The following is a 25,448-nucleotide window of genomic DNA, read 5'->3' as shown; positions in this document are numbered from 1 at the left end:
GCACGGATTTTTTTTGATTAAATCTAGAAAGTCGGACAGAAGAGTAAAAGATAAAATATGCTTATTTCTGCTAGAACTTCGACAGATAATGGTGAAATAAAGCGTCCATAATGTCTAATTGAGGATTAGTTATTATCTTTATTATCAAGTTATAAATTCTCATTAAATAGGAAAATAATTGTATACAAGTGATACTAATAAACTATATAATAATAAAAGTTAGAATAGAGTGACAAATTAATTCCGCTTTAGCGGCCGTATGGTTTTCAGCATAAGTCGCTGGAGATCAACGGTCGCGAGAGCCCGCTTGGATTGACGGAGTGTCAGATGTGGTTTGGCTGATGGGGGTTTATCTAAAACGTGGAAGAATATGATATGCCGCGATACTGAATTGTTGCATATTGTTGAATCGGATAGCTGTTCTCGAAACTGACGATGAATCTAGAGATGGGGAGGTGTGCTGTGTTCACGCTTAGGGGGATAAAAGCAAAAAGAAACCTCCGGATGTAATGGTCTTGGGAGACAGACATCTGGAGGCACTCAGTTGGAGTGTACCAACTAATAGTTAGTATACTCCTTTTTGGTTGAAGAGATAAGTAAAAACACTAAAAGGGGATAGAAAGATGAGGAAGCGCAAGAATTTCAAGTTGGAAATGAATATGGAAAAAGAAATCGGGCAAGATACCGTATTGATTTTGCCGGACTATGATGAAAATGGTTGCTTGAATTCTGTGATTTACCATACGGACGGAATGATCAAAGTCGAGTCGAAGCCCTTCGATTTGATCGATACGAATTTGCGTTTCCGGGGCTCGAGCATGCGCGGCGCGGTGGAAGGCTCGGCGGCGATTCTCGGGAAGCTTAATAAGAACCCAATCATCATCGATCGCGATAAAGGAATCATCTTATTGCCGAGCAAATCGGCGCTATTGGATGGCTGTGTCTGGCTGTCGCTTCAGCACATTATGGAATGCATCAGCATCGACGGCTGCACGACAAAAGTCAATTTGAGCAATGGCAGTTCGATCATCCTCGATGGCAGTAAGAAGTCGATCCAGCGACGCATGGAAAAAGCGTATGAGCTCCAGTTCAAAATGGAAGCGCAGAAGCGGTTTTTCGAAAGTGCGCGGACATTGCCGGAGACGACTTATCATTTGGTCAAGCAGGCGGGGCATGTGAATTATGAGCATAAGGCTGCGGAATAGAAAGTCACGAAACTAAGTCTGTCTAACGACAGGCTTTTTTTATTACCGAAACACTAGAGTATCTTATTATTAAAGGCATTTTTGTAATTGGATTGACACCGCTTACATTAATAACTATAGTTATACTATCTAAATTTAGAAACAGCGTTCTTTATAGAGGAACAACAGAGAGGTGAATTTTTTGATTAGATTTGGATGCCATGGGTCAACCTGGGAATTAGATTATGATAAAGAAACTGATTATTTGTCGTCGATTACTGAAACTGTAGATGTTGCAGGATTTGAAAGCATTGATATACAAGTTTCCTTGCTAGGAAGATTTAAAAATTCTCCATTGGCATTAAAAAAAGAACTAGAAAGTCGCAATTTGAAATTGGCAGCTCTTACAATTCCCTTTAGTTGGAAAGAACTACAAGAATCTGAGGAAGAAAAAGCAAAAGCCAATTACTATATAGATTATGTGCAAAATTTTAAAGGTGCTATTTTGAATATAGCTCCAAGAGTATTAGAGAATAAAAATCAACTCAGCGAAAAGCAAGACAATATTATTAATTGTGCTAACAATTTGGCGAAGAGGGCTCTTATTCAAGGAGTAGATTGTTCTTTCCATCCAAGTTCTCCAGAGAATGCACCATTTCGAAGTCCGGAGGACTATCAAAGACTTTTTGAAGGGCTTAATTCAGCTTACATTGGATATACTCCAGATGCCGGTCATATAATGATGGGGGGGATGAATGTCTTGAATACATTCGAGAAATATCGGGAGTGGATTAAGCATGTTCATTTTAAAGATGCTTCATCGAACATGGAGTGGAAAAAGATGGGGACAGGTGAAATACAATTTGTAGAAATTGTGAAGTATCTTAAAGCAACTCATTACTCAGGTTGGATCATGATGGAAGAAGAGACAGATGAGTCATCTAATAATCCTGCTCAGGCAATAAATGATATTAGCAAATATATTAAGAGGAACTTAATCCCTCTTTTATAAATAGGTAAATAAAGTAAAGATTAAAAAATTCGTATGGAGTGATATAAATGACAAAACCAGTAAGCTCAGTTCAATCAGTTGAAAGAGCTTTAAATATTATTGAGATATTACAAGACCTACCCAATGGACTTGGAGTAACTGAACTTTCACATCGATTAGATGTGTCAAAGAGTACTGCGCACCGACTTTTGATGTCACTTTACAATAAAGGATTTGTTCAGCAGGATTTACAAACAGAGAAATACTATCTAGGTTTAAAGTTTATTGAACTAGGGCAGGTGGTTACGGATAATCTAGATATTCGAAAGGTGGCTTCTCCGTATCTCCGGCAGCTCACTGAAACGACGGGAGAGACAGCGCATTTAGCAATTATGGATAAAAATGAAATTGTTTATATTGACAAATTGGAGTCCTCTGCAACAATTCGGATGTTCTCAAATATCGGAAAGCGTGCTCCAATACATTGTACAGGGATCGGTAAAGCTATTTTTGCATTTTTAGAAGATCAGCAAATAGAACAAATTATTAAGGAAACCGGTTTGAAAAAGTATACAGAAAAAACTAGAACTACTAGAGAAGAAATGCTTAAAGATATACAAGAAATAAGGTTAAGAGGTTATTCAATTGACGATGAAGAGCATGAAATGGGTATTAAATGTTCTGCGGCACCAATATTTAATCATAAACATGAAGTTGTAGCGGGCATCAGTGTGGCCGGACCGATTATGAGAGTGACGGAAGAAAAGTTGGAAATGATGGCAGAAGAAGTCTTAAAAGTTTCTACTGAGATATCACGATTACTTGGAGCAAAATGAAAATTCAAAATATTTGTTGACAGCGCTTTCAAGTGAACATATAATATTTTTAGAATCAGAAAAAGAAACGACGTTCCTTAATAAGGAACGTCAAAAAAATAACCTTAATAAGAAACATAGTTCCTTATTAAGGAACAGGGAGGGTGGGATTAGTTGTTTCATGTCTTAGACAGCATTAAAAAACATAAAATAGTTGCCATTATACGGACAGATTCACTCGCCGATCTTGAATTAACGGTTGAAAGCTTGCATCGGGGAGGCATCAGAATTGTCGAAGTGACGCTGAATACACCGGGTGCACTCGAAGGAATCAAAGGACTAAAAGAAAAGTATCCAGACTTAATTGTGGGAGCAGGAACGGTGTTGGATCCAGAAAGTGCCAGACAATCCATTTTGTCAGGTGCAGCTTTCTTGCTGGCGCCAACATTAAAAGAATCCACTATCCACATGGCGAATCGCTACGGAACTTTCATCGTTCCAGGTGTATTGACGCCTACTGAAGCATTAACGGCATACGAAGTTGGCGCAAAAATGGTGAAAATCTTTCCAGCACGTTCTGTCGGCCCAAACTATATAAAGGATTTAAAGGGACCACTACCGCATATTGATGTCATGGCAGTCGGCGGAATTTCAATTGACAATGCTGACGCATTCTTCAAGGCCGGTTGTACAGCGCTTGGAATTGGCAGTGCTCTTGTGGATAACGAGTTGGTCAAGCGGGGTGATTTCCAGGAAATCGAAAAACGTGCGAGGGACTTTGTTGAGATAGCTGATCGAGCAACAGCTATACAGAATTCATGAAAAAGTGGGGCGTAGTATGAAAGTTATTTTAATTGATTCCGGTACAACAAATTCAAGGATCCGTTTAGTCGAGACAGTTGAAAACACTGTCCTTGATCAACTGAAAATTAATGTAGGTGTGAGAAACACAGCCATCGATGGAAACAATAATCGGCTTAAAGAGAAGTTGAAAGAATCGATTGAAAAATTATTAATGACAAATGAAATTTCATCAAGGAATATCTCCTATATAGTAGCTTCAGGAATGATTACTTCGAAATTAGGGGTGTATGAAGTTCCTCATGTCACTGGTCCAGCAAGTGTAAATGATTTTGCTACAGATTCCATCGTCATTAAGCTCAAAGAATTTCTTGATATCCCTTGTATCTTTGTTCCAGGGATGAAGAACAAGGTGTCTTCCGACTCTAATGATGTAGTGGATTTTATAAATGAATATGATGTCATGCGTGGCGAAGAAGTTGAAACGATTGGCTTATTGAAGCAATTCGACATCCAAGGTAAGGGGTTCATGGTTTTGCCGGGCTCACATACAAAATATGTGGTCGTCGATGAACAGCAGCGTTTGGAATCCTGCTTATCCACATTAGGCGGGGAAACGCTACACGCGATTCAAAAAGAAACGATTCTTTCGGGTTCTCTGAATGAAGAGCTGATTCGTATAATCGAACCAGTCATGTTGGAAAAAGGCTATGAAGCGGCGAAAAAGTATGGACTGACTCGAAGCTTTTACCACATCAGACTACTGGAATTATTTGCAGAGCTGACAGAAAGTGAGCGAGCCAACTATTATGTTGGAGCGGTCATAGCGGATGACTTAAAAGCATTGATGCAATCAATCGATCAAGAAGATATCAACTGGGTAGTGGTTGGGGGATCCAAACCTTTGCGCCAAGTATTCAGCCATTTATTGCAATACATGAACCAGGGATGGAATATTATCGAAGCCGATGACGCACAAGTCGAGGGATCTTTGGTATACGGTGCTCAGGAAGTAGCATCTGCATACTTTCAAAATGATGAGTTGAATGAAAGCGATTACAAGAAAATGGGGGGAATTTAAATGAAGAAAATATTGGGAGTTTTAACTTTATCAGCTTTTGCACTAACAGCAGCAGGGTGTGGGGATGACAGTACGAGTGCTACAGGGGACGAGGGAAGCAATTTCCCTGAAAAACAAATTGAGTTGATCGTTCCGGCTTCCGCAGGTGGCGGAACGGATGCCACTGCACGCGCGTTAGCTACTGCTGTTGAAGATAACCTGGGGCAGTCGGTCGGGGTAGTAAATAAACCGGGCGGAAGCGGTTCAGTCGGCATGACCGAAGGTGCTAACGCAGAAGCTGATGGCTATACGGTAACAATGGCGTTTGTTGAACTAACGATGTTTAAGCATTTAGGTTTGTCACCATTAACATATGATCAATTCAAACCAATCGGCCTAATCAATTTTGATCCAGCTGCATTGACCGTTCCGGCTGATGCTCCTTACGATACCTTGGAAGAATTTATAGCGTATGCGGAAGAAAACCCAGGTGAATTAAATGTTGGGAACGCTGGGACAGGATCCATCTGGCATATCGCTGCAGCTAATCTTGAAAATGCAGCAGAAATCGAATTGAACCACGTGCCTCACGAAGGTGCAGCACCAGCGGTAACTGCCTTGGTTGGAGGGCATATTGACGCTGTGACAGTAAGTCCAGCAGAAGTGAAATCACAGCTGGATGCTGGGAACCTGAAAACATTGGCAATCATGTCCGACGAGAGATCTGATTTACTTCCAGATGTTCCGACGTTCAATGAAAGTGGCGTTGAAATAAACACTACTGGTACTTGGAGAGGATTGACTGTTCCAGCCGAAACGCCTGACGAAGTTGTCGCAACTCTTGAAGAAGCGTTTATGGAAGCTGCACAGGAAGAAGAGTTCCTCGAATTTATGGAGAATAATGGTTTGGGTATCCGCATGCTCGATTCACAAGAGTTCGGAGATTTCATGGCGGAAAACGAAGAGGATTATGGACAGATCATTGGAGATTTAGGGATATAATTTTCTGATTTTCTGAAAAAATTGACTGGTCGAATGGACTGCCATGAAGGAGACTTGGCACGAAGCTGGGTCTCCTTTTTTTAAGGAGTGAATTAAGTTGAAGAACGCCAATTCTATTAGTGGATTACTTGTCATTATCATTGCTGGATTTTTCTATGCACTAACTTTTGATTTTCCTGACTCAAGCAATCAAGCCATCGGTGCTGAATTTATGCCGCGTGTGTATTGCATCTTTTTGTTTGTATTGGGAGCCATGTTGATTTTTCAAGGTGCCAGGGAGAAAGTTGAGCCAACCCGTGAAGAAGATACATTTAAATACTCAGCCATTACTATGCTGCTTGTATTAGTTTACTTGATCATCATCCCGTTCATCGGGTTTTACATTTCTACTTTCTTATTGATTTTGAGTCTATTGCTTTTTTCAAAGGTAAAAAATTGGATTATTCTTATCAGTATTCCTATAGGAACAAACTTATTTATTTTAATCTTTTTTCAAAACTTCTTAAATGTATCCATCCCAATGGGTTCATTATTTTCTTAATTAGGGGATGAACTGAATGGATTTGTTTGCACAAGGAATCGTCAATGTACTTCAAATAGAAGTTATACTCATCCTTCTATTGGGAACCGTTGCCGGAATTACAATTGGTTCATTGCCAGGGTTGACGGCTACAATGGGCGTTGCGCTCATTTTACCGATTACATTCGGTATGGAACCTGTCACAGGCATCTTACTGCTAATTGGTGTTTACTTTGGGGCGGTATATGGTGGTTCATTAACAGCCATCTTAATTAACACACCAGGAACGCCAGCCTCAGCTGCTACTGCAATCGACGGCTACGCCATGGCGAAAAAGGGGCTGGCCCATAAAGCCTTGACTATTTCGACGCTGGCCTCGACTATAGGTGGGATTTTAAGTGTCATAGTCTTGATTTTAGTGGCTCCTCAATTAGCGAGTTTCGCACTGCGTTTTAGTGCACCAGAAACTTTCGCGCTCGCTGTGTTTGGGATTTCAATCATATCAAGCATCGCCGGCAAGTCGATGGTCAAAGGATTAATCGCTGGCTTTGTCGGATTGTTGATCGCCACCGTCGGAATCGATCCAATCGGTGGATTTCCAAGATTTACGTTCGATAATATGAATCTATCGAGCGGGATCAACCTCATCCCGGTCATGATCGGCTTGTTCGCTGCTTCTGAAGCGTTTCGCGCCATGGGCAATGTCTTCTCGAAGCAGAAGCTGATGATTAAAGTCGATAAGGTTAGACTAAAGTGGCTAGAATTCAAAGTCTTGATTGGTACTATTTTACGCTCTGCGGGTATCGGTACCTTCATCGGGATGATACCAGGAGCAGGTGGAGATATTACTGCTTTTGTTGCATATAATGAAGCAAAACGCTTTTCAAAAGACAAAGAAGAATTCGGAAAAGGGTCTATGAAAGGCGTAGCAGCACCGGAAGCTGCAAATAATAGTGTCACGGGTGGCGCGATGATTCCTCTTTTGACACTCGGAATTCCTGGCGATGCTGTAACAGCCGTTTTACTCGGAGCACTGATGGTACAAGGTCTTCAACCAGGACCAATGTTGTTCGAGAACAACGGGCCTTTAGTTTATACTTTGTTCGTCGGCATGCTTGTCGCCAATTTCATGATTCTCGTCGTGGGCTTATTCGGCATAAGATTGTTCACAAAAATCCTATTGATTCCGAAAGCGATTTTGACACCGATCATTCTAGTGCTTTGTGTAGTTGGTTCTTATTCACTCGGCAACAATTACTTTGATGTCGTAGTCATGTTTATCGCCGGAGTCATCGGTTATTTCATGCTTCGTTACGAGTTTCCTGCTTCTCCAGTCATTCTCGGAATTATTCTCGGACCATTGATGGAAAGCAATTTCAGAAGATCATTGGTTATGTCACAGGGTGATTTCAGCATCTTTTTTACAAGACCGATCACTGTAGTCTTGTTGTCATTAGCCATTATCACCCTATTTTCACCACTTATCACAAAGCGAATCAAAAAGCCGAAAGCACAAGGAGAATAAGTAATGAAAATCATTAGCTATGAATTATTTCAAGTTCCACCTCGTTGGCTGTTCTTAAAGATTGAGACGGATGAAGGCATTACAGGGTGGGGAGAACCAGTCGTTGAAGGTCGAGCAGCAACTGTCAAAGCTTGTGTCACAGAGTTGATGGAGTACTTAATCGGAAAAGATCCACTACGCATCGAGGATCATTGGAATATGCTCTATCGTTCTGGATTTTATCGCGGCGGTCCTATTTTAATGAGTGCCATTTCAGGAATTGACCAGGCATTGTGGGATATTAAAGGGAAATATTACAATGCGCCAGTTTATCAATTGCTCGGTGGCGCGTCTCGGGATTCCATTAAAGTCTATTCATGGATTGGGGGCGACCGGCCGGCGGATGTCGGCACTGCAGCTGCAAAAGTGGTGGAGACTGGATTTTCAGCCGTTAAGATGAATGGCACGGAGGAGCTTCAATACATCGACTCCCATGAAAAAGTCGATCAGGCGTTAGCACGAGTCGCGGCTGTTCGCGAAGCAGTGGGTCCGTATATCGGCATCGGTATTGATTTTCATGGCAGAGTACATAAGCCGATGGCAAAAGTTTTGGTTAAAGAGCTTGAACAATTCCGACCGATGTTTATAGAAGAGCCGGTGTTGGCTGAAAATAATGAAGCTTTAAGGGAAATTGCTAACCATACGACGATTCCCATCGCGACCGGTGAACGGATGTTTTCCAGATGGGATTTCAAGCAAATTTTGGCGGATGGCTATGTCGACATCATCCAGCCGGACTTATCGCATGCAGGAGGTATAACCGAATGCAAAAAAATCGCTTCGATGGCGGAAGCATACGATGTAGCCTTGGCACCGCATTGTCCGTTGGGGCCGATCGCACTTGCCGCATGCTTGCAGCTGGATGCCACGGCACACAATGCGTTCATCCAGGAGCAAAGTTTAGGCATTCACTATAATAAAGGCAATGATTTGCTGGATTATATCAAAGATCCATCGGTGTTCGACTACGAAAAAGGGTTTGTGAAAATTCCTCAAGGCCCTGGCCTCGGCATCGAAATTGATGAAGAATACGTTAGGAAACAAAGTGAAATCGGCCACAACTGGAGAAATCCGGTTTGGCGCCATGAAGATGGCAGCATAGCGGAATGGTAAAGGAGCTGAAGAGGATGAAGCCGAAAGTATTCATAGCGAAATCCATACCAGCGGAAGTAGAAGCGTATATCGGTGAGTATTGCGATTACAAGATTTGGGAAGGAGAAACGCCGATTCCGAAAGAACAATTATTTCACGAAGTGGCAGAAGTGGAAGGCTTGATGACATCCAAAGGAGTCGTGACCGACGAATTTTTGGATCATGCGCCACATTTGAAAATTGTCAGCAATATTGCCGCAGGCTACGATACTTTCGATATCGAAGTGATGAAAAGGCGCAACATCATCGGCACGAACACACCAAACGTCTTGGATGATAGCGTCGCAGATCATACGATGGGCATGATTCTCATGGCGGCAAGAAAGCTCGGGGAACTCGACTATTATGTGAAACAAGGCAAATGGAGCAAACTGGATGATGGCTATTTCTTAGGAAAGGATGTCTATAATTCTAGGCTCGGCATCATTGGCATGGGCAATATCGGTGAGAAAGTAGCCAAGCGGGCTTCGCTCGGTTTTGATATGGATGTCGTCTACTACAATCGCTCGAGACGGCTTGATATAGAAGAAAAATATGGAGTACGCTATGCAGAAATGGATGAATTATTGAAGACCGCTGACTTTGTAGTTGTATTATTGCCGCTGAATCCCGCTACACAAGGCATTATTGGCGAAAATGAATTCAAACTAATGAAGAAAACAGCGTTCTTTTTTAACAGTTCGAGAGGAAAACTGGTGAAAGAGCAAGACTTGATTGTTGCATTGCAGCAAGGAGAAATCGCCGGAGCAGGATTAGATGTTTATGAAGTCGAGCCAGTTGCAAAAGACAATCCCCTATTAACGATGGAAAACGTAGTAACGCTGCCCCACATGGGATCTGCTACAGAAAAAACTCGGTTCAATATGGCGATGAAAGCAGCTGAGAATTTAGTCGCTGGAGTAACCGGGAAACAAGTACCTAATATAGTAAAAGAACTTAAATAAAAAATACGATTACTGGAGGAAGAATATGTATACAAACTTACAAGAAACCGTCACTTTAAACAATGGAGTAAAAATGCCGATTATGGGACTAGGTGTATTCAAAGTAGAGGATGGGGAATTGGTCGTTGAGTCTGTAAAATCTGCTATCAAGAACGGTTACCGTAGTATCGATACAGCATCTTTCTATGATAATGAAAAAGGAGTTGGGCAAGGAATTAAAGAATCAGGGGTGCCTAGAGAAGAATTGTTCATTACTACAAAGGTATGGAACAGTGATCACGGATATGAAAGTACATTGGCTGCATTTGAAGTGAGTTTAGAAAAACTAGGACTTGAATATTTAGATTTATATTTAATTCATTGGCCAGTAAAAGAGAAATTTCAAGAAACATGGAAAGCGCTTGAAAAATTATATAAAGACGGAAAAGTTCGGGCTATCGGTGTAAGTAACTTTAATGTTCATCATTTGGAGGATATATTAAAAGATTGTGATGTAAAGCCAGTAATCAACCAAGTAGAATATCATCCACATCTTACGCAGACAGAAGTAAAAGAATTTTGTGAGAAAAACGATATTCGTTTGGAAGCGTGGTCACCACTGAAAAAAGGTGTATTACTCAGTGAACCAGTTATTATAGAACTGGCAGAAAAATACCAAAAGTCTCCAGCACAAATCATTCTTCGTTGGGATATTCAAAATGGTGTAGTCACAATTCCGAAATCTGTTAAAGAGCATCGTATTGTTGAAAATGCAGATATTTTCGATTTTCACTTATCTGAAGAAGATATGAATAAAATTAGCGCTTTGAATATCAATAGTAGAAGTGGAGCAGATCCAGACACATTTGATTTTTAATATAGGATTCATTTTAAACAGTCAACTAGCATTATAGTTGGCTGTTTTAATGTAGAATGGTTTATATTCTTGTTGGTTACTTTATAAGAAACAGTAATATTTTAATTGAAAGGAGTTATATATATGGACAGCATCATTTTTGATTTGGACGGAACATTATGGGATTCGCTGGATACCGTTTTGGAGGCTTGGAACGAAGCTCTAGAGGAAAGCGGCGCGGAGAAAACGTTAACGAAAGAGGACGTGCGCGGCGTCATGGGGCTGCAGGCGCATGAAATCAGGGAGAAGCTGTTTCCTCATTTATCGGACGAACAGCACCGGAAATTTGAAGAACTGTCGTCGGAGCTGGAAAGTGCGTACGTGAGAAAACGGGGCGGGCAGTTGTTCGATGATGTGGAGCATGTACTCGAACAGCTCTCGCAGAAATACAATTTGTACATCGTCAGCAATTGCCAGGACGGTTATATCGAAAGTTTTTATGCGTACCACAAACTAGACGAGCATTTCGTCGATTTTGAGAACCCGGGGAGAACGGGCTTATCAAAAGGCGAGAACATCCAATTGGTCATGGAGCGAAACAATGTGGAGCGCGCGGTTTATGTGGGCGATACGAAAGGCGACCACAAAGCAGCAAAAGAGGCGGGTCTCCCGTTCGTCTATGCGGCGTATGGGTTTGGGGACGTGGATGAGTTTGATTACGTGATTGACGAGTTTAAGGAATTATTGAACTTGTTTGGATAACAGAAGCCGGAATTCTCGTATGGGGGAGAGTTCCGGTTTTTCTTTAGTGTCCCTGTGCATCACACAATTCACGGGTGAAAAAGATTGATAGAACGGGATTTGGTCCGGTTTGCGTCCCTGTGCATGACACAATTTGTTGAGGTAAACTGGAGAAAACACAGAGGGAAGGAAGATATACATATGGATAGCATCATTTTTGATTTGGACGGCACGCTTTGGAATCCGCTCGAGGTGTCGGTTGCGGTGTGGAATAAGGTATTGGCCGATAACGGCGTCGATGAGCAACTGACAAAAGACGATTTGCGCGGCATTATGGGGCTGCAGGCGGATCAAGTCGGGGAGAAGCTGTTTCCGCATCTCTCAAAAGAAAAGTGCGAAAAGCTGACGGAAGAATCCTCGGAACTGGAATGCGTGCATTTGCGGCAACAAGGCGGGGAATTGTACGCCGGCGTGGAGGATGTGTCGGAGCGGCTGTCACAGAAATACAAGTTGTACATCGTCAGTAATTGCCAGGAAGGCTATATCGAAAGCTTCTATGAGTACCATGCGCTGGACAAGCATTTCACCGATTTCGAGAATCCGGGGAGGACGGGCTTGTCGAAGGGCAAAAACATCCAGCTGATCATGGAGCGCAACGATGTGGCGAAGGCCGTGTATGTCGGCGATACGAAAGGCGACCATGAGGCAGCGAAAATGGCTGGGCTCCCGTTTGTCTATGCGGCGTATGGGTTTGGGGACGTGGATGAATATGATTATGTGATTGAGGAGTTTGGGGAGTTATTGAAGTTGTTTGGATAAGTTCCAGCAGAAGGTGCTTCTAGCCTCTCTTCCATTTTGTGAGACCGCCTAAAGGAATATGGATAGTTTTGGCGAAGAGGTCTATCAAAACAAAAAAGAGGAGAGGGTGGACGATGAAGTTTCTTTGCTTGGCATACGGAGATGAAGCCGGGTGGAACGGTTTGAGCGATAGCGAGAAGAAGGAAACGCTGGCTCAAGACAAGGTGATAGAAGAACGAGGGAATTTGATGTCGGCCGTACAACCTACAGTAACAGCTGTTCGAAATTGGGACCAAAAGCTACACGTGACAGAAGGAATCGAAGAAACTCATGACCTGCCGCTTGCGGGATTTTCAATCATCGAAGCAGCAAATGTCGAGGAAGTAATTGCACTCGTCGCTAACACGCCTTGTGCTAGGGCAAATGGCGTTATTGAAATTCGGCAGCTTTGGAATACAAGTAGCTAGTTAGGTGCTAGTTAAATGAAAAAGGCGGGCCTCTCAGGTGAGATGTCCGCCTTTTTGTGTTCGATTAATGAGTTTTGTCGTCTTTTAGGACGTTGGATATCGTCTGTGTGGCATGAGAGAAAGCGGGAACGATGCCGCCTTGTGCTTTAACATACAGGCTCACTCTGTAGGCAACGTATATACCTGCGATGTCGATGAGAACGTCTGCCAGCCTGCCGCTGCGCTCAAAGAATAATTGCAGGAACTCGGTGAAAAAAGCGAACATGCTGCACAGCACAAAGGCGACGTGTCGTTCTTTGAGGGCTTGATTCATTAAGAGATACAAAATGCCGAATGACAAGGCGTGGCCGGTTTTCTGGAACACGTACAACTTGCTGTCGAGATGGATGTCGCTCGTGATGAAGAGATCGGACAGGTTCGGAAACAGGCGGATGTTGAAGTCAATATCGTTTGCCAACAGCGCCGTGAAATTATAATTATTGGTGGCAACGAGGATGCACAGCGCCCAAAGGAGGACGGGGATGTATTTAGCTTTCATATGGCCCTTCCTTCCAGTGTTGGTGTCGTTTCGTTAGTGTGCATCTTTTTTTGCGCGTCGCTTTTTCAGTGCCCCGTAAGGAAAGTTGAAGAGAATCAAAGCTATTCCAACGATCGATGTGATCCACGGGTAGAGCAACGGATACAATAGCGACGGGTAGTAATAGCCCGGCGGCAAATAATAATTGATCGGTCCGCTATAGTCTTCGGTAATCAATTGCGTCTGCAGCTTGGATTTGTTTTCAAATGTGAATAATTCTTCTGAGACAGTGCCGTCCTTCGCAATGGTGATAAGTTTGTATTCGAGTTGTTCCAAGTCGACATAGCCTTCCATCCAGCCATCTTCATCAATCTGTCTCGTGTCATAGCCATTTTGCCAAATGACGATGGCGAAGAAATCCTGGTCGGTGAATTTATCTTCAACAGTCCAGTATGTAAGGTAATGTGTATAGCGGTTGAGGCCTTCGACTGCGATATCTCCAGAATCGAGCAATTGGACCGGGTAGTCTTCGAGCGTCTCGACGGTTTCGCCGTTGACCGTCAGGCGGATGTCGCTCGGATGGACGAGCTCATCCTGATCATCAAAATATGGCTCGCCTGTTTCGACGTGTGAGGCGCGGATAATGTTCCCGTTGTAATCGGTATCGTCCGGAGCTCCTGCGTAATCAGCGTTCAGCTCATCGATGTCGTAGCGGATATTCATTTCGGTGCGGTAGGCGATTTCCATAAGCATCGGAGTGAGCGGGGGGAGTGAGAGTCCCAGCAGGATCAAACCGATGATCAGGCGATTGCGTTTCTTAGGTGTCATGGTGAGGATCCTTTCGTTGCGAATGATGTGTCTATGTATAAATGCCTATATCAAAGTATAGCAGGTAAATCTGGATTATTGACGGATTAATTGAATAGAAGATGGTTGTTCTTTTAATAAGTGGAAATATAGGAGTGCTGGAGTAATGTGAGATTACTGAATGAATAGGAAGAAAGATACTAGAAATGCTTTCTTTCATAGATTATTACTGTATAATAGTCCTTACTGATTTTAAAAACGCTTTGATTGGGTAAAGTTCTCGATTGAAGGAAGGACGTGCTTATTTGAAAACCGTATTACGAACGATCATTATCCTCCTGGTGGGGTTAGCTATACTCGCGGGAGCCGGATATTGGGCGTACAAGAGCTTGACTGAGAGCGATGAGCAACAAATTTCTCAAGCAGCAGAGGAAGCGGACGAAAAACTGCAAGAAGATACGGAACCTCCGAAAGCGAATGAGACTGTGGAAACGGTAGGTTTAAGTGAAGTTGAATTCCAGATTCATCTTCACCAAATGACGCATCAGAAAATCGAAGCAACCGAAAAGCGCGGCGCAATCGAAATGACGCCGGAGCGGATCGATGAAATGCTGAAAATTTTGCAGGCCAACGAAGGCGCTTACGAGGAGTACGAATTCTATGAGCAAAGCTTGACGGCTTGGGAAGAAGGCAATTTCTCCAATGCCGTGAACGTGCACAACACCATCTGGGAATGGCATAACGGAACGGTCGGACGTGCGACAGGCTTGTTGTCAGAAGAGCAGGAAGCGTCTTATGTGGAGAGTAATTTCTAACCAGTGCTCTAGCAATTGAGTGCCGAGCTATTTCGGTAACACCTTAATAGTTCACAATGTTATTTGGGAATTGCAACAAGGAGTTTGAGGAGCGGCATTGAATTTGATGGTGGATAACAGAAAGCACATCCTATGAAAACACATTTTCGATAAATGCCTGTATCGTAATTTCATAAGTCATCAGCCAAAAGCCTCGGGTTCCCTAATGGATTCCGAGGTTTTTGTGTTTTAGGGGAGGAGCATTGGATTAACTGTCGCTTTCCGGCTTAGGCGGATTTTCCGAGTTTTTCTAAATTTACTAATTAATTTCCTGATTTCTGTTTAAACCTTATGTAGTGAGGGAAATATTTCATATCTTGAAATATTATAGGGGGAAAACAGTTGGAACAGTTTTTACAAGGGGTTGCTGATTTTTCAGCGTGGCTATGGGGTATCCCACTCATTACATTGTTATTGGTTTCTGGACTTTATATGACTTTTAAATTAGGATTTTTTCAGTTTCGTTATTTCGGATACATAGTAGGACAGACTTTCGGGAGCATTTTCAGAAGACCAAAAGGCGAAGGGACGGTTACGCCGTTCCAAGCATTGACGTCTGCCTTGTCATCCACGATCGGTGCGGCGAACATCGTCGGGGTGCCGGCGGCAATCATGTTCGGGGGACCGGGCGCGATTTTCTGGATGTGGGTCATCGCATTGATCGGCATGGCGCTGAAGTTCGCGGAAAGCGTGCTCGCCGTTGAATACCGCGAGAAAAACGCGAAAGGCGAATTTGTCGGCGGGCCGATGTATTACATGACGAAAGGCTTGAACATGAAATGGCTCGGCATTTGGTTCTCGTTCGCATTGATGATCGAGTTGATCCCGAGCATCATGGTGCAAGGTAATTCCATCGCGAATACGGTGCAAGCGACATTTAATATTCCGGTGTTGTGGACGGGTATCGCGACTGCTGTGCTCGTGTCGATCGTCGTCTTTGGCGGCATCAAGCGCATCGGTAAAGTGACGGAGATTTTCGTACCGTTCATGGCTTTGTTCTATGTCGGCGGAGCGGTCGTCATTTTGTTGATGAACGTCCAAGCTGTTCCGGAATTCTTTATGCTGATCTTTAGCAACGCCTTTTCTCCGGCGCCTGTCGTGGGTGGATTTGCCGGTGCGGCGATTGTGGAAATTATCCGTTGGGGCTTTGCCCGCGGTCTTTATTCCAACGAAGCGGGACTTGGGACAGCACCGATTGCACACGCAGCGGCGACGACCGACCATCCCGTGCGCCAAGGCTTCTGGGCCGTCATTGGTGTAGTTGTCGATACTTTGATCGTCTGTACGGCGACAGCGTTTGTTATTTTGTCTTCTGGCGTATGGACAGAAGAAGGCGCGATGGAAAATTCATCGGCGTTGACTAGCTTGGCATTTGAAGAGTTTTTCGGTGATTTTGGTGCCATTCTCGTAACGGTTGCCCTTATTTTCTTCGTACTCTCGACGATTTTGGTCGTCGTATTCTACGGCGCGAAGCAAGCGGAGTTCTTGTTCGGCTTGAAAGCGGCACACGGCATGCAAGTGGTCTACATATTTGCCGTCATTCTGGGCGCAGTCGGTGCAGCTGAAGTCATCTGGGGCTTCCTCGACATCATGCTCGCCGCGATCCTCATCCCGAACGTTATCGCGATTTTGCTGTTGAGCAACAAAGTAAAAGACTTGAAGAACGAGTTCTTTACGTCGGATGAGTATTATCGAAAAGATCGAAAAGTGAAGAAGCGAGCGAAACGCCAGAAAGCGGTTAGGGAAGGGTATGAATCGTAGGATTTTCGGTTTTGTCCCTGTGCATGACACAATTTCGGGTGTGCGATTCCCATAGCGGCGGGATTCTGCTGCTTGGGTGTCCCTGTGCGCTACACAATTTAACGCAAAAAGCTTTGAACTCGATTGAGTTCAAGGCTTTTTCTATTGGCATGACATTTCTTCGTCGATCTTAGCCGAATGCGGCACTATTTGCTGGAGTGTGTTTTTCTTTGATTCATAGAAGTGGTTTGAAATAGAAGAGAATAAACCGGGAGCTTTTATGCACTCGGTGAACAAGGAAGGAGTGAGGAGATGTCGTCAATACAAGAGAAGACTGAATCGGTTTTGAATGTTTATAAATTAAAGTGAATAGATATTGTTTGGCAGCTATAGATGTTTTCATTGAAACTATGCGAAAAAAGTTTCGAAAAATCATTATTGCGATTTGCCTTTTAATGGAAACCGGGTGGGGTATTTATTGAGAGAAAGTGAAAAGAGAAAGCGTGGAAAAAGTTGGAAACAGTGGCTTGTGTTGAGTGTTGATTTTTTCTTAAGACAGAAACAAATTAATTATCTTCCATTAAAAGTATATAAGAAAAGCAAATTAATATCTGAATTATGAGAATTTTCATAGACTACTTTACATATTTTGGTGCTTAATGTAGGTTTATTGTAGTGTTATTAGTTATATGAAGTATCAATTATAATAATAAAATGATTTTTAATTATTTATTGGTGCTCGCAAGGAAGAAGCTTTCATTGGTAAATCGATTAAATGGAGCGGAGGAATGGTTGACATGATGAACACCCAGCAGGTGACTTCACTAGACGACAAGATAGCCAAGATGATGGCCGCACAAGCGGTAGAGAAAACGCGGAATTGCCCGCTCGGCAGCGCGCCTGAAATCGCAGGGCATCAAGTTCCTCAGCTGTATATCGGATTGCCACTCGACCGCGGCGTTTCCGTTCAACTGTATCGGGACGAGCAGGAGGGGATGAACGAGGCAACGATCCTGCTTTCGGTTGAGCAATTGCCAAGTTTCACGCGAGCGCTCATTGAACATCCGATTTTGCTGCCGACAAGTTATTCCCAACGTTTGTCAGTAGAAGACGGACAGCATGCACTGCGGATTACTTCAAAAGAAGAGTTCCCTGATTTTGTTGAACGCCTGACGGATGCGCTCCATGTGCTTCCGCGAAAAAAGTGAATACGGCAAATCTATCCTTTTCATTTTAGAGAGGGAAGAGATGCATTTAATTTAGCTACAACAGAAATGTTTTTAATAAATGAGTTGGTAGCCGCGTGATCAGTACTTGTAAGGACCAAAATCGAGGAGGATGAATCGGATGACTGCGATTGTAAAAGAAGAAATGACAATGGAGATCCCGAACAAAACCTATTTGCAAACTTATAAGGACTATATTGACGGCTATAGACAGTACAAGCTGGAGAAGTTGGCGCCGCAGTGGCACGTGCCGGTGGATCGTAAGGTGGTAAAAGTGGAGCGTGGATTGTAAGGTGTCCCTGTGCATCACACAATTCGCGGCGGAAAATCCGCGTCGCAGCGGGATTCTGATTCTTGGTTGTCCCTGTGCACCACACAATTAAAAAAGCCGTGAACTCATTTGAGTTCACGGCTTTTTTGCATTATAGGTTTTTGACGTAGTCTTCAACTTCCTGGGAAGTCGCGAGACCGAGAATGTGTTCAGTATGCCCTTCCATGTCCGCTTTGGATAGGCGGCTTAGCTGGGAGCGGGCTTTTAAGATGGACGAAGCGCTCATCGAGAATTCGTCCAGGCCGAGGCCGAGGAGAATCGGGATGGCGATTTCGTCGCCGGCCATTTCGCCGCACATGCCGGTCCATTTGCCTTCTTTGTGGGACGCGTCGATGACGGTCTTCACGAGGCGCAGGATGGCTGGGTTGTACGGCTGGTAGAGATACGACACGGATTCGTTCATGCGGTCGGCGGCCATTGTGTATTGGATCAAATCGTTGGTGCCGATGGAGAAGAAGTCGACTTCTTTTGCAAAAGTGTCTGCCATAACGGCAGTCGACGGGATTTCTACCATGATGCCGACTTCGATTGAATCGCTCACTTCAACGCCTTCTGCTTCAAGTTTCGCTTTTTCTTCCAATAGAATAGCTTTCGCTTCGCGGAACTCATCGAGCGTCGCGATCATCGGGAACATGATCTTGAGATTCCCGTGGACGCTTGCACGAAGAAGTGCGCGCAGCTGCGTGCGGAACATGTCCGGCATCTCGAGGCATAGACGGATCGCACGGAGGCCTAGGAACGGGTTGAGTTCTTTCGGCAATTTCAAGTACGACAATTCCTTATCGCCGCCGATGTCGAGTGTGCGCACGACGGTCGGTTTGTTTTCCATGCCTTTTAGGACGGCTGAGTAAGCGTCGAATTGCTCTTCTTCAGTCGGGAACTCGTCACGGCCCATGTACAGGAATTCTGTTCTGTACAAGCCGATCGCTTCGCCACCGTTTTCGAGAACGCCGGTGAGATCTTTCGGTGTGCCGATGTTCGCGCCGAGTTCGACTGCAACGCCGTCTTTTGTGAGCGTTGCTTCGTTTTTCAGCTTGGCCCATTCGGCTTTTTGGCTGGCGAACGCCGTTTGTTTTTCCTTGTATTCGGCAAGTGTCGCGTCGTCCGGGTTGAGAAGGATTTCGCCTTCCAATCCGTCGATGATGACAATCGTGCCGTTATCAATGGAGCTCATCGCTGATTTCGCGCCGACAACTGCCGGGATTTCCAGCGTGCGTGCGAGAATCGCGGAGTGGGACGTGCGCCCGCCGATATCGGTGATGAAGCCTTTAATGTATTTCGGGTTTAATTGCACCGTATCGGAAGGCGTCAAGTCTTCTGCGATGACGACGACTTCATCGGTGATCATGCTCGGGTTTTGGATCTTCACGCCTAACAGATGGGCGAGCACGCGTTTCGTGACATCGCGCACATCGGCGGCGCGTTCTTTCATGTATTCATTGTCCATCGCTTCGAACATGTCGACGAACATCGTCGAGGTTTCGTGAAGCGCGAACTCTGCATTGACGCTATCGTTGTTGATCTTGTCGGTGATCGGCCCGATCAATTCCGGGTCTTCCAAGACAAGCAAGTGAGCGCCGAAAATGGCCGCTTCCTTGTCGCTGATTTCTTCAGCGGTGCGCTTTTTGATGACTTCGAGTTCAGCGATCGATTCATTTACTGCTTGACCGAAGCGCTGGATTTCCGCCTGTGTATCCGCTACGTTTTTCTTGTCGATTGTCAGTTCCGGATTTTCCAGGCGGAAGGCCTTGGCGATGGCGATGCCGTTAGAGGCTGCGATTCCGGAGATGCGGTTCATTCGTTCGAGATTCCTTGTTCTTGGAGTACGCGCTCGATTGTTTCCATCGCTTCCGCTTCGTCTGCACCGTCTGCGGCGATCTGGACTGTTGAGCCAGAAGGAACGCCAAGTGACATAACGCCAAGGATTGATTTCAAGTTAACTTTTTTGTCCTTGAATTCCATCGTGATGTCCGATTGGAATTTTGATAACGAACCTACGAGTGCTGAAGCTGGACGTGCATGCATACCTGCTGGATCTGTGATTGTGAATGATTTTTCTACCATGAATAATTCCTCCTTAGGGTGGTTGAGATGTAAGCGAATTCACCCCTCATTATGACAGTTTCTGCGCAAATTGCATAGCAGGGCGCCGTTTGAAGGTGGGATCAAAAACGACAGTGTTGTCGCGAGTGCGGCGACATGTCCCTGTGCACGGCACAATTCGGGACGTGAAAACCGCGTCGTGTCGGGGTTTTGATGGTAGTTTGTCCCTGTGCGCGACACAATTTGCGCGGGTAATAGGGCTTGGCGATTGTTTTTCGGTTGTGTCCCTGTGCATCACACAGTTTGGCGCATCAGATTCGCGTCGCAGCAGGATTTCGCTCTTGGTTCGTCCCTGTGCACGACAAATTTGCGGCAACGACAGCCTTGTCCGGACAGTGGCGACAAAGTTGGTTTTTCATTAGATTGAATGCGCTTACACAATGAGCGTATAATCTGAATTAACAAACAAAGCACAAGGGCAAGAGCCCAAAAAAGGAGGATGAAAGGAATGGCACAAGAACGTTCAAGCGTCAAAGTGAAAGTCCAGAAGTTCGGTAACTTCCTGAGCTCGATGGTTATGCCGAACATCGGCGCGTTTATTGCCTGGGGTCTCATTACCGCATTATTTATTCCAACGGGCTTTTTCCCGAACGAGAATTTCGCGTCACTCGTCGGGCCGATGATTACGTATTTGCTACCGCTATTGATCGGTTATACAGGCGGTAAGCTGGTGCACGACCAGCGAGGCGGCGTCATTGGCGCAATCGCTACGATGGGGGTTATCGTCGGGGCACCGGATACGCCGATGTTCCTCGGCGCGATGATCATGGGGCCGCTTGCGGCTTGGGTCATCAAGCAGTTTGACCATTTGATCGAAGGCAAGATCCGCTCTGGTTTTGAAATGCTCGTCAATAACTTCTCCGCGGGTATTCTCGGCGGGGCGCTAGCGATCTTCGCTTATCTCGGCATCGGACCAGCCGTCAGCGCATTGACGCAAGTCTTGGTCGCAGGCGTTGACTGGTTGCTAGAAACAGGCTTGCTTCCATTAACAAGCATTTTGATCGAACCGGGGAAAATTTTATTCCTCAATAATGCAATCAACCACGGCATCCTGACGCCGCTTGGGCTTGAACAAGTCCAGCAGGCTGGCCGTTCGGTTCTGTTCTTGCTTGAAGCGAACCCAGGACCTGGCCTTGGCGTCTTGCTCGCGTTCATGTTCTTCGGAAAAGGCATCGCGAAGCAATCGGCACCAGGAGCAGTTATTATCCACTTTTTCGGCGGGATCCACGAGATTTACTTCCCGTACGTGTTAATGAAACCGATGCTTCTGTTGTCCGTCATCCTCGGCGGCATGAGCGGCGTGTTCACACTGGTCTTGATGGGCGGCGGCTTGATGGCCCCTGCATCACCAGGCAGTATCTTCGCGATCGCAGCGGTCACACCGCCTGAAGGCATGGCATACGTCGCGAACTTCACGGCGATTTTGGTCGCAGCGACGGTCTCGTTCTTAATTTCAGCGGTCATCTTGAAGCGCAGCAAAGACACAGCATCTGATGAAGACGTCGAAGCTGCAACGAAACGTATGGAAGAAATGAAAGGCAAGAAGAGCTCGGTTGCCGGCGCACTTGGCGCTAGCGCTGGAGCTGGAGCTGCAGGCACGGCTTCTGCATCTGGAAAATTCCCGGACGATGTCCAAAAAATCGTCTTTGCGTGTGACGCCGGAATGGGGTCGAGCGCGATGGGCGCCTCGCTCTTGAGTAAGAAAGTAAAAGAAGCGGGCATGCACATCAAAGTCACCAACAGCGCGATTTCGTCGATCCCTGCCGATTCGCAAATCATCATCACGCAGGATAAATTGACGCCGCGTGCGAAAGACAAACGCCCGGATGCGTACCACATCTCGGTCGATAACTTCCTGTCGAGCCCAGAATACGACCGCTTGATCGAGCGCATGAAACATGGCGTGACAGAAGAGCAAAGTGAACTGGTCGACGACAGCGAAGCGAACGCAGCGACTGGTGATGAAGGCGACGCTCCACTACTGACGGAAGACAATATTTTCATCAATAAACGCTTCCGAAATAAAGAAGAAGCAATCCGCTTCGCAGGTGACGCACTTGTGAAAGCAGGATACGTCGAGCCATCGTATGTCGATGAAATGTTGAAGCGTGAGGAAATCACGACGACCTATATGGGCAATGATGTCGCGATTCCGCACGGCACCGAAGAAGCGAAAAAAGCGGTGATCAAATCCGGCTTTACGGTTGTCCAAGTGCCGGACGGGGTAGACTTTGACGGAGAGAAAGCGAAATTGATCTTCGCCATCGCTGGTAAAGACGGCACGCACCTGGAGATCCTGTCAGGCATCGCGGTCATCTGCGCCGAGCAGTCGAACGTCGACGAACTCGTCGCCGCGAAATCTTCTAAAGAACTGCTCGACATCTTGAACAGCAAATAATCAACATCACGAAAAGGCAGGGGAGATCCTGCCTTTTTGTGCTATTTCTTTGGTTTATTCAAAGTGAGCAAGATCAATAAGTGAACAGATATAGTAAATGTTAGTGGGGAAATCGCTCCAGGCGGACGCTTTCCGCGGGCATGGCTTGAGCCTCCTCGGTCGCTTCGCTTCCTGCGGGGTCTCAAGACTCATGCTATTCCCGCTGGAGTCGCCGCCTTCCGCTTTTACATCCCAGTGTGACGAATAGGCAGAGGGGCTAAACTCAGTTAGATAAAAGAGGAAAACCAGTGTTTTTGCGGAATATGCGTAGTAGTGAGAAACTGTATATAGAATAGGTAAAAAACAATAGTCTTCTATAGTTATAGGAAGTGCGCATAGATCAGTGGGATATTTGAGTTTTGGAAAAGTGTCCGTTCGATTCCTGTCCCACGGTAAGCCTCGGAAAACATGGTTTATGACTCAGTATTTGATTCAACAAAGTCTTCATTAACGAAAGGTGACAAGGGAGTAGGTGAGTGGATGTTTGTCACGGTTAGGGAAAAGTCGATTATTGAGCTGGTGACGCGGATGTCGGCGAAGCATACGGTTAATTCCTTGGCGACGTATCTTGATGTCAGCGCGCGGACGATTCAGCGCGATTTGAAGTCGGTGGATAAGCTCTTGGAGGGGTTCGGCCTTGCGATGAAGCGCAATGCGGCGGATGCGCTGTTTATTGATGGCAATAACGAGAAAATCTATCGCTTGATGCAAAAGCTTGCGGCATCGAGTGCGCCGGAAGCGACGCCTGAAGAGAAGAAGCTGCGCTTGCTCATCATTTTAATGGAAGAAGGCGCGTTTTTTAAAAAGCAGGTGCTGTCGAATCAGCTCGGCATCAGCACGACGACGCTCACTTCGTATTTGGATGAGCTCGGCAATTGGCTGCGCAAGTTCTCGGTCACTTTGTCCCGTCAGCGCGGTGTCGGTGTGGAAGTGGCAGGTGAGGAAGCGCATAAACGCCATGCGCTGGCTGCCTATTTCCTCATTCATTTCTACGAAGAGCTCATTGAAAGCCTGTATTATTTGCAGCGCGGCAAGACGCAGGACGACAAAGTGCTCGGCTATTTCAACCCAGACTATCTCGCGTCGGCGAATAAATTGGTCGGCGAACACATCAGCGACGAGCAGATCCGCTTGGCGGACAGCGGTTATACGGGCTTGGTCGTGCATCTCGCTTTGGCGCTGCGGCGCACCGAAAACGGCTTTTTGCTGGACGCGCAACCGGCTGGCAGCGAGCCGAACGGCGAGTACCATGTGATCGAAGCGATTTGTGACGATTTGCATGAGCGGCTTGGCGTGGAGTTGACGGAGCGCGATATTGAGTTTCTTGCGGTGGTGTTGAAGGGTTCGAAAATCCAGGCGTCCAATGTGCTGTACTACGATAGCGTGCTGCTCGGGAAACTGGTCAAGAACATGATACGCGACGTGTCGGGGCAGCTCGGCGTTGATTTGACGAAAGATTTCTCCTTGTACCAAGGCTTGCTTGCGCATATGGAGCCGCTCATTTTCCGGCTCAAGCAAAAGCTCGAATCGTTCAACCCGTTGACCGACGAGATCAAGAAGAAATACCCGATGCTGTTTCTCGCGGTCAAGCAGACGTTGGAGACGGAGTTTGACGACCTCGAGTTCTCGGCGGACGAAGTGGCGTTTATCGTGCTTCATTTCGGATCGGCCTTATTGATGAATGAAGAACGTGTGCAGATCGACGCGGTCGTCGTTTGCCCGACTGGTATCGGCACGTCGAAAATGCTGGCGAGCCGCATTCAAAAAGAGCTGCCGGAAATTGATACGGTGAAGATCTTGTCGATCCACGATTTCCAGACGGCGAACTTCCAGGACTACGATTTGGTCATTTCGACGATCCGCCTGCCGGTCACCGATGTGGATTATTTGATGGTGAGCCCCCTTTTGAACGAACAAGACATCAGCCATATCGAGAATTACTTGCAGCACAATATCCAGAAAGTGACGCGCAACAAGCAATATTTGCCGGCGGAAGATTTCGGCGAGGCGGGCAGGAAACATCGGCCGGATCTGCGGCGCTTGCTGCTCGACATCAAGCAAGTGCAGACCGGCATGGAAGCGATACTCGAACATTTCGGGGTCGTGAACATGCGCGGCACCGATTATTGGGGTGTGCTCTCGGATGTATTGGACGGCCTGGAGTCGGACGGGTTGTTGGATGCGGCGAGCACGTTGCGGCAATTACAAGACCGCGAAACAAAAGGCGGCCTTGGGATCCCGGGGACCAATATGGCGCTGTTTCATTGCCGCGACGAGTCGGTCGGGCAGTTGCTGTTCCAAGTGGTGCATTTGGATGCGCCGAGTGCGGTCAAAGGGATGGATGGCCGCGACGTGCACATGACGAATTTATTATTGATGCTGACGCCGGTGGAATTAAGCGAGCGCGAACAGGAAATCATGAGCTTGATTAGTTCGAGCCTCATTGAAAGCGAAGCGGCGATGATGATTTTCTCGTCATCGAATGAAGGCGTCATCCGCGGCAAGTTGGAAGAGTTGTTTTACGAATACTTACAAAATAATTTGATGAAGGAATGATTG

At 45.7% G+C, this 25,448-nt stretch carries 24 protein-coding genes; 20 read left to right on the top strand and 4 right to left on the bottom strand.

What is annotated here, in order from left to right; genetic code table 11:
- The first annotated feature begins 623 nt into the window (after positions 1–623).
- The 14 genes from AUC31_RS11060 (at position 624) to AUC31_RS10995 (ending at position 12,874) form a co-directional block, all read left to right on the top strand.
- Positions 624–1,205: a competence protein ComK gene (locus AUC31_RS11060; RefSeq protein WP_058383141.1), complete on the top strand. Its 582-nt coding sequence runs from the start codon at positions 624–626 to the stop codon at positions 1,203–1,205.
- A 181-nt stretch (positions 1,206–1,386) separates the two neighbouring features.
- The gene (locus tag AUC31_RS11055) at positions 1,387–2,196 is read left to right on the top strand and encodes a sugar phosphate isomerase/epimerase family protein (RefSeq protein ID WP_058383142.1); all 810 of its coding nucleotides are present in this window, start codon (positions 1,387–1,389) and stop codon (positions 2,194–2,196) included.
- 47 nt (positions 2,197–2,243) lie between these two features.
- Complete coding sequence (locus AUC31_RS11050) at positions 2,244–3,011, top strand: IclR family transcriptional regulator (protein WP_058383143.1); 768 nt, start codon at positions 2,244–2,246, stop codon at positions 3,009–3,011.
- 153 nt (positions 3,012–3,164) lie between these two features.
- Entirely contained in the window at positions 3,165–3,812 is a 648-nt protein-coding gene (locus tag AUC31_RS11045) for a bifunctional 4-hydroxy-2-oxoglutarate aldolase/2-dehydro-3-deoxy-phosphogluconate aldolase (RefSeq protein WP_058383144.1), read from the top strand.
- A gap of 16 nt (positions 3,813–3,828) precedes the next feature.
- Entirely contained in the window at positions 3,829–4,872 is a 1,044-nt protein-coding gene (locus AUC31_RS11040; RefSeq protein WP_058383145.1) for a 2-dehydro-3-deoxygalactonokinase, read from the top strand.
- Positions 4,873–5,853: a tripartite tricarboxylate transporter substrate binding protein gene (locus AUC31_RS11035; protein ID WP_058383146.1), complete on the top strand. Its 981-nt coding sequence runs from the start codon at positions 4,873–4,875 to the stop codon at positions 5,851–5,853.
- A 97-nt stretch (positions 5,854–5,950) separates the two neighbouring features.
- On the top strand, positions 5,951–6,394 hold the full coding sequence (locus tag AUC31_RS11030) for a tripartite tricarboxylate transporter TctB family protein (RefSeq protein WP_058383147.1): 444 nt from the start codon (positions 5,951–5,953) through the stop codon (positions 6,392–6,394).
- A 16-nt stretch (positions 6,395–6,410) separates the two neighbouring features.
- Entirely contained in the window at positions 6,411–7,898 is a 1,488-nt protein-coding gene (locus AUC31_RS11025) for a tripartite tricarboxylate transporter permease (protein ID WP_058383148.1), read from the top strand.
- A 3-nt stretch (positions 7,899–7,901) separates the two neighbouring features.
- Positions 7,902–9,050, top strand: a complete 1,149-nt coding sequence (gene dgoD / locus AUC31_RS11020) for a galactonate dehydratase (RefSeq protein WP_058383149.1) — start codon at positions 7,902–7,904, stop codon at positions 9,048–9,050.
- A 14-nt stretch (positions 9,051–9,064) separates the two neighbouring features.
- Positions 9,065–10,033 (top strand): 2-hydroxyacid dehydrogenase, encoded by a 969-nt coding sequence (locus AUC31_RS11015; RefSeq protein WP_058383150.1) that lies wholly within the window; start codon positions 9,065–9,067, stop codon positions 10,031–10,033.
- Positions 10,034–10,058: 25 nt separating this feature from the next.
- Positions 10,059–10,889 carry an aldo/keto reductase gene (locus AUC31_RS11010; RefSeq protein ID WP_058383151.1) on the top strand — a complete coding sequence of 277 codons (831 nt, stop codon included), beginning with the start codon at positions 10,059–10,061 and terminating at the stop codon, positions 10,887–10,889.
- A gap of 123 nt (positions 10,890–11,012) precedes the next feature.
- Positions 11,013–11,630 (top strand): HAD family hydrolase, encoded by a 618-nt coding sequence (locus tag AUC31_RS11005; protein WP_058383152.1) that lies wholly within the window; start codon positions 11,013–11,015, stop codon positions 11,628–11,630.
- 180 nt (positions 11,631–11,810) lie between these two features.
- Positions 11,811–12,428: an HAD family hydrolase gene (locus tag AUC31_RS11000; protein WP_058383153.1), complete on the top strand. Its 618-nt coding sequence runs from the start codon at positions 11,811–11,813 to the stop codon at positions 12,426–12,428.
- Positions 12,429–12,541: 113 nt separating this feature from the next.
- Positions 12,542–12,874, top strand: a complete 333-nt coding sequence (locus tag AUC31_RS10995; protein WP_058383154.1) for a YciI family protein — start codon at positions 12,542–12,544, stop codon at positions 12,872–12,874.
- Between the two features lie 64 nt (positions 12,875–12,938).
- On the opposite strand, the gene AUC31_RS10990 is transcribed toward AUC31_RS10995, so the two are convergent.
- Positions 12,939–13,412 carry a VanZ family protein gene (locus AUC31_RS10990; RefSeq protein WP_058383155.1) on the bottom strand — a complete coding sequence of 158 codons (474 nt, stop codon included), beginning with the start codon at positions 13,410–13,412 and terminating at the stop codon, positions 12,939–12,941.
- Positions 13,413–13,445: 33 nt separating this feature from the next.
- Positions 13,446–14,219 (bottom strand): hypothetical protein, encoded by a 774-nt coding sequence (locus tag AUC31_RS10985; protein ID WP_058383156.1) that lies wholly within the window; start codon positions 14,217–14,219, stop codon positions 13,446–13,448.
- Positions 14,220–14,503: 284 nt separating this feature from the next.
- Between AUC31_RS10985 and AUC31_RS10980 the strand changes: the two genes are divergently transcribed.
- The 4 genes from AUC31_RS10980 to AUC31_RS17735 all read left to right on the top strand — a co-directional run bounded on the left by AUC31_RS10980 (position 14,504) and on the right by AUC31_RS17735 (position 18,310).
- Positions 14,504–15,013 carry a DUF6241 domain-containing protein gene (locus AUC31_RS10980; protein ID WP_058383157.1) on the top strand — a complete coding sequence of 170 codons (510 nt, stop codon included), beginning with the start codon at positions 14,504–14,506 and terminating at the stop codon, positions 15,011–15,013.
- A 381-nt stretch (positions 15,014–15,394) separates the two neighbouring features.
- On the top strand, positions 15,395–16,813 hold the full coding sequence (locus AUC31_RS10975) for an alanine/glycine:cation symporter family protein (RefSeq protein ID WP_058383158.1): 1,419 nt from the start codon (positions 15,395–15,397) through the stop codon (positions 16,811–16,813).
- 767 nt (positions 16,814–17,580) lie between these two features.
- The gene (locus AUC31_RS10970; RefSeq protein ID WP_157073492.1) at positions 17,581–18,000 is read left to right on the top strand and encodes a hypothetical protein; all 420 of its coding nucleotides are present in this window, start codon (positions 17,581–17,583) and stop codon (positions 17,998–18,000) included.
- Positions 18,001–18,139: 139 nt separating this feature from the next.
- Positions 18,140–18,310 (top strand): hypothetical protein, encoded by a 171-nt coding sequence (locus AUC31_RS17735; RefSeq protein ID WP_157073491.1) that lies wholly within the window; start codon positions 18,140–18,142, stop codon positions 18,308–18,310.
- Positions 18,311–18,440: 130 nt separating this feature from the next.
- Here AUC31_RS17735 and ptsP read toward each other — a convergent pair whose 3' ends face one another.
- Entirely contained in the window at positions 18,441–20,147 is a 1,707-nt protein-coding gene (gene ptsP / locus AUC31_RS10965) for a phosphoenolpyruvate--protein phosphotransferase (RefSeq protein ID WP_058383160.1), read from the bottom strand.
- Positions 20,144–20,413 carry a phosphocarrier protein HPr gene (locus AUC31_RS10960; protein ID WP_058383161.1) on the bottom strand — a complete coding sequence of 90 codons (270 nt, stop codon included), beginning with the start codon at positions 20,411–20,413 and terminating at the stop codon, positions 20,144–20,146. The genes ptsP and AUC31_RS10960 overlap by 4 nt, the downstream gene beginning before the upstream one ends.
- Before the next feature lie 487 nt (positions 20,414–20,900).
- Here AUC31_RS10960 and AUC31_RS10955 point away from each other — a divergent pair, with 487 nt between their 5' ends.
- Positions 20,901–22,850 (top strand): PTS mannitol transporter subunit IICBA, encoded by a 1,950-nt coding sequence (locus tag AUC31_RS10955; protein WP_058383162.1) that lies wholly within the window; start codon positions 20,901–20,903, stop codon positions 22,848–22,850.
- A 519-nt stretch (positions 22,851–23,369) separates the two neighbouring features.
- Positions 23,370–25,445 carry a BglG family transcription antiterminator gene (locus AUC31_RS10950; RefSeq protein ID WP_058383163.1) on the top strand — a complete coding sequence of 692 codons (2,076 nt, stop codon included), beginning with the start codon at positions 23,370–23,372 and terminating at the stop codon, positions 25,443–25,445.
- Positions 25,446–25,448: the final 3 nt, after the last annotated feature.

This window comes from Planococcus rifietoensis (assembly GCF_001465795.2).
Classification (GTDB): domain Bacteria; phylum Bacillota; class Bacilli; order Bacillales_A; family Planococcaceae; genus Planococcus; species Planococcus rifietoensis.
Note: the sequence above shows the minus strand (reverse complement) of the source record. Positions and strands in the feature narration are given on the sequence as shown.

Coding starts and splice junctions, on each gene's coding strand:
- AUC31_RS10970 (WP_157073492.1), top strand. CDS start 17,581: ATGGTTGACATGATGAACACCCAGCAGGTGACTTCACTAGACGACAAG.
- AUC31_RS11060 (WP_058383141.1), top strand. CDS start 624: ATGAGGAAGCGCAAGAATTTCAAGTTGGAAATGAATATGGAAAAAGAA.
- AUC31_RS11040 (WP_058383145.1), top strand. CDS start 3,829: ATGAAAGTTATTTTAATTGATTCCGGTACAACAAATTCAAGGATCCGT.
- AUC31_RS10960 (WP_058383161.1), bottom strand. CDS start 20,413: ATGGTAGAAAAATCATTCACAATCACAGATCCAGCAGGTATGCATGCA.
- AUC31_RS11015 (WP_058383150.1), top strand. CDS start 9,065: ATGAAGCCGAAAGTATTCATAGCGAAATCCATACCAGCGGAAGTAGAA.
- AUC31_RS10955 (WP_058383162.1), top strand. CDS start 20,901: ATGGCACAAGAACGTTCAAGCGTCAAAGTGAAAGTCCAGAAGTTCGGT.
- AUC31_RS11005 (WP_058383152.1), top strand. CDS start 11,013: ATGGACAGCATCATTTTTGATTTGGACGGAACATTATGGGATTCGCTG.
- AUC31_RS10985 (WP_058383156.1), bottom strand. CDS start 14,219: ATGACACCTAAGAAACGCAATCGCCTGATCATCGGTTTGATCCTGCTG.
- AUC31_RS11050 (WP_058383143.1), top strand. CDS start 2,244: ATGACAAAACCAGTAAGCTCAGTTCAATCAGTTGAAAGAGCTTTAAAT.
- AUC31_RS11010 (WP_058383151.1), top strand. CDS start 10,059: ATGTATACAAACTTACAAGAAACCGTCACTTTAAACAATGGAGTAAAA.
- AUC31_RS11035 (WP_058383146.1), top strand. CDS start 4,873: ATGAAGAAAATATTGGGAGTTTTAACTTTATCAGCTTTTGCACTAACA.
- AUC31_RS11000 (WP_058383153.1), top strand. CDS start 11,811: ATGGATAGCATCATTTTTGATTTGGACGGCACGCTTTGGAATCCGCTC.
- AUC31_RS11025 (WP_058383148.1), top strand. CDS start 6,411: ATGGATTTGTTTGCACAAGGAATCGTCAATGTACTTCAAATAGAAGTT.
- AUC31_RS10950 (WP_058383163.1), top strand. CDS start 23,370: ATGTTTGTCACGGTTAGGGAAAAGTCGATTATTGAGCTGGTGACGCGG.
- AUC31_RS10990 (WP_058383155.1), bottom strand. CDS start 13,412: ATGAAAGCTAAATACATCCCCGTCCTCCTTTGGGCGCTGTGCATCCTC.
- ptsP (WP_058383160.1), bottom strand. CDS start 20,147: ATGAACCGCATCTCCGGAATCGCAGCCTCTAACGGCATCGCCATCGCC.
- dgoD (WP_058383149.1), top strand. CDS start 7,902: ATGAAAATCATTAGCTATGAATTATTTCAAGTTCCACCTCGTTGGCTG.
- AUC31_RS17735 (WP_157073491.1), top strand. CDS start 18,140: ATGACTGCGATTGTAAAAGAAGAAATGACAATGGAGATCCCGAACAAA.
- AUC31_RS10995 (WP_058383154.1), top strand. CDS start 12,542: ATGAAGTTTCTTTGCTTGGCATACGGAGATGAAGCCGGGTGGAACGGT.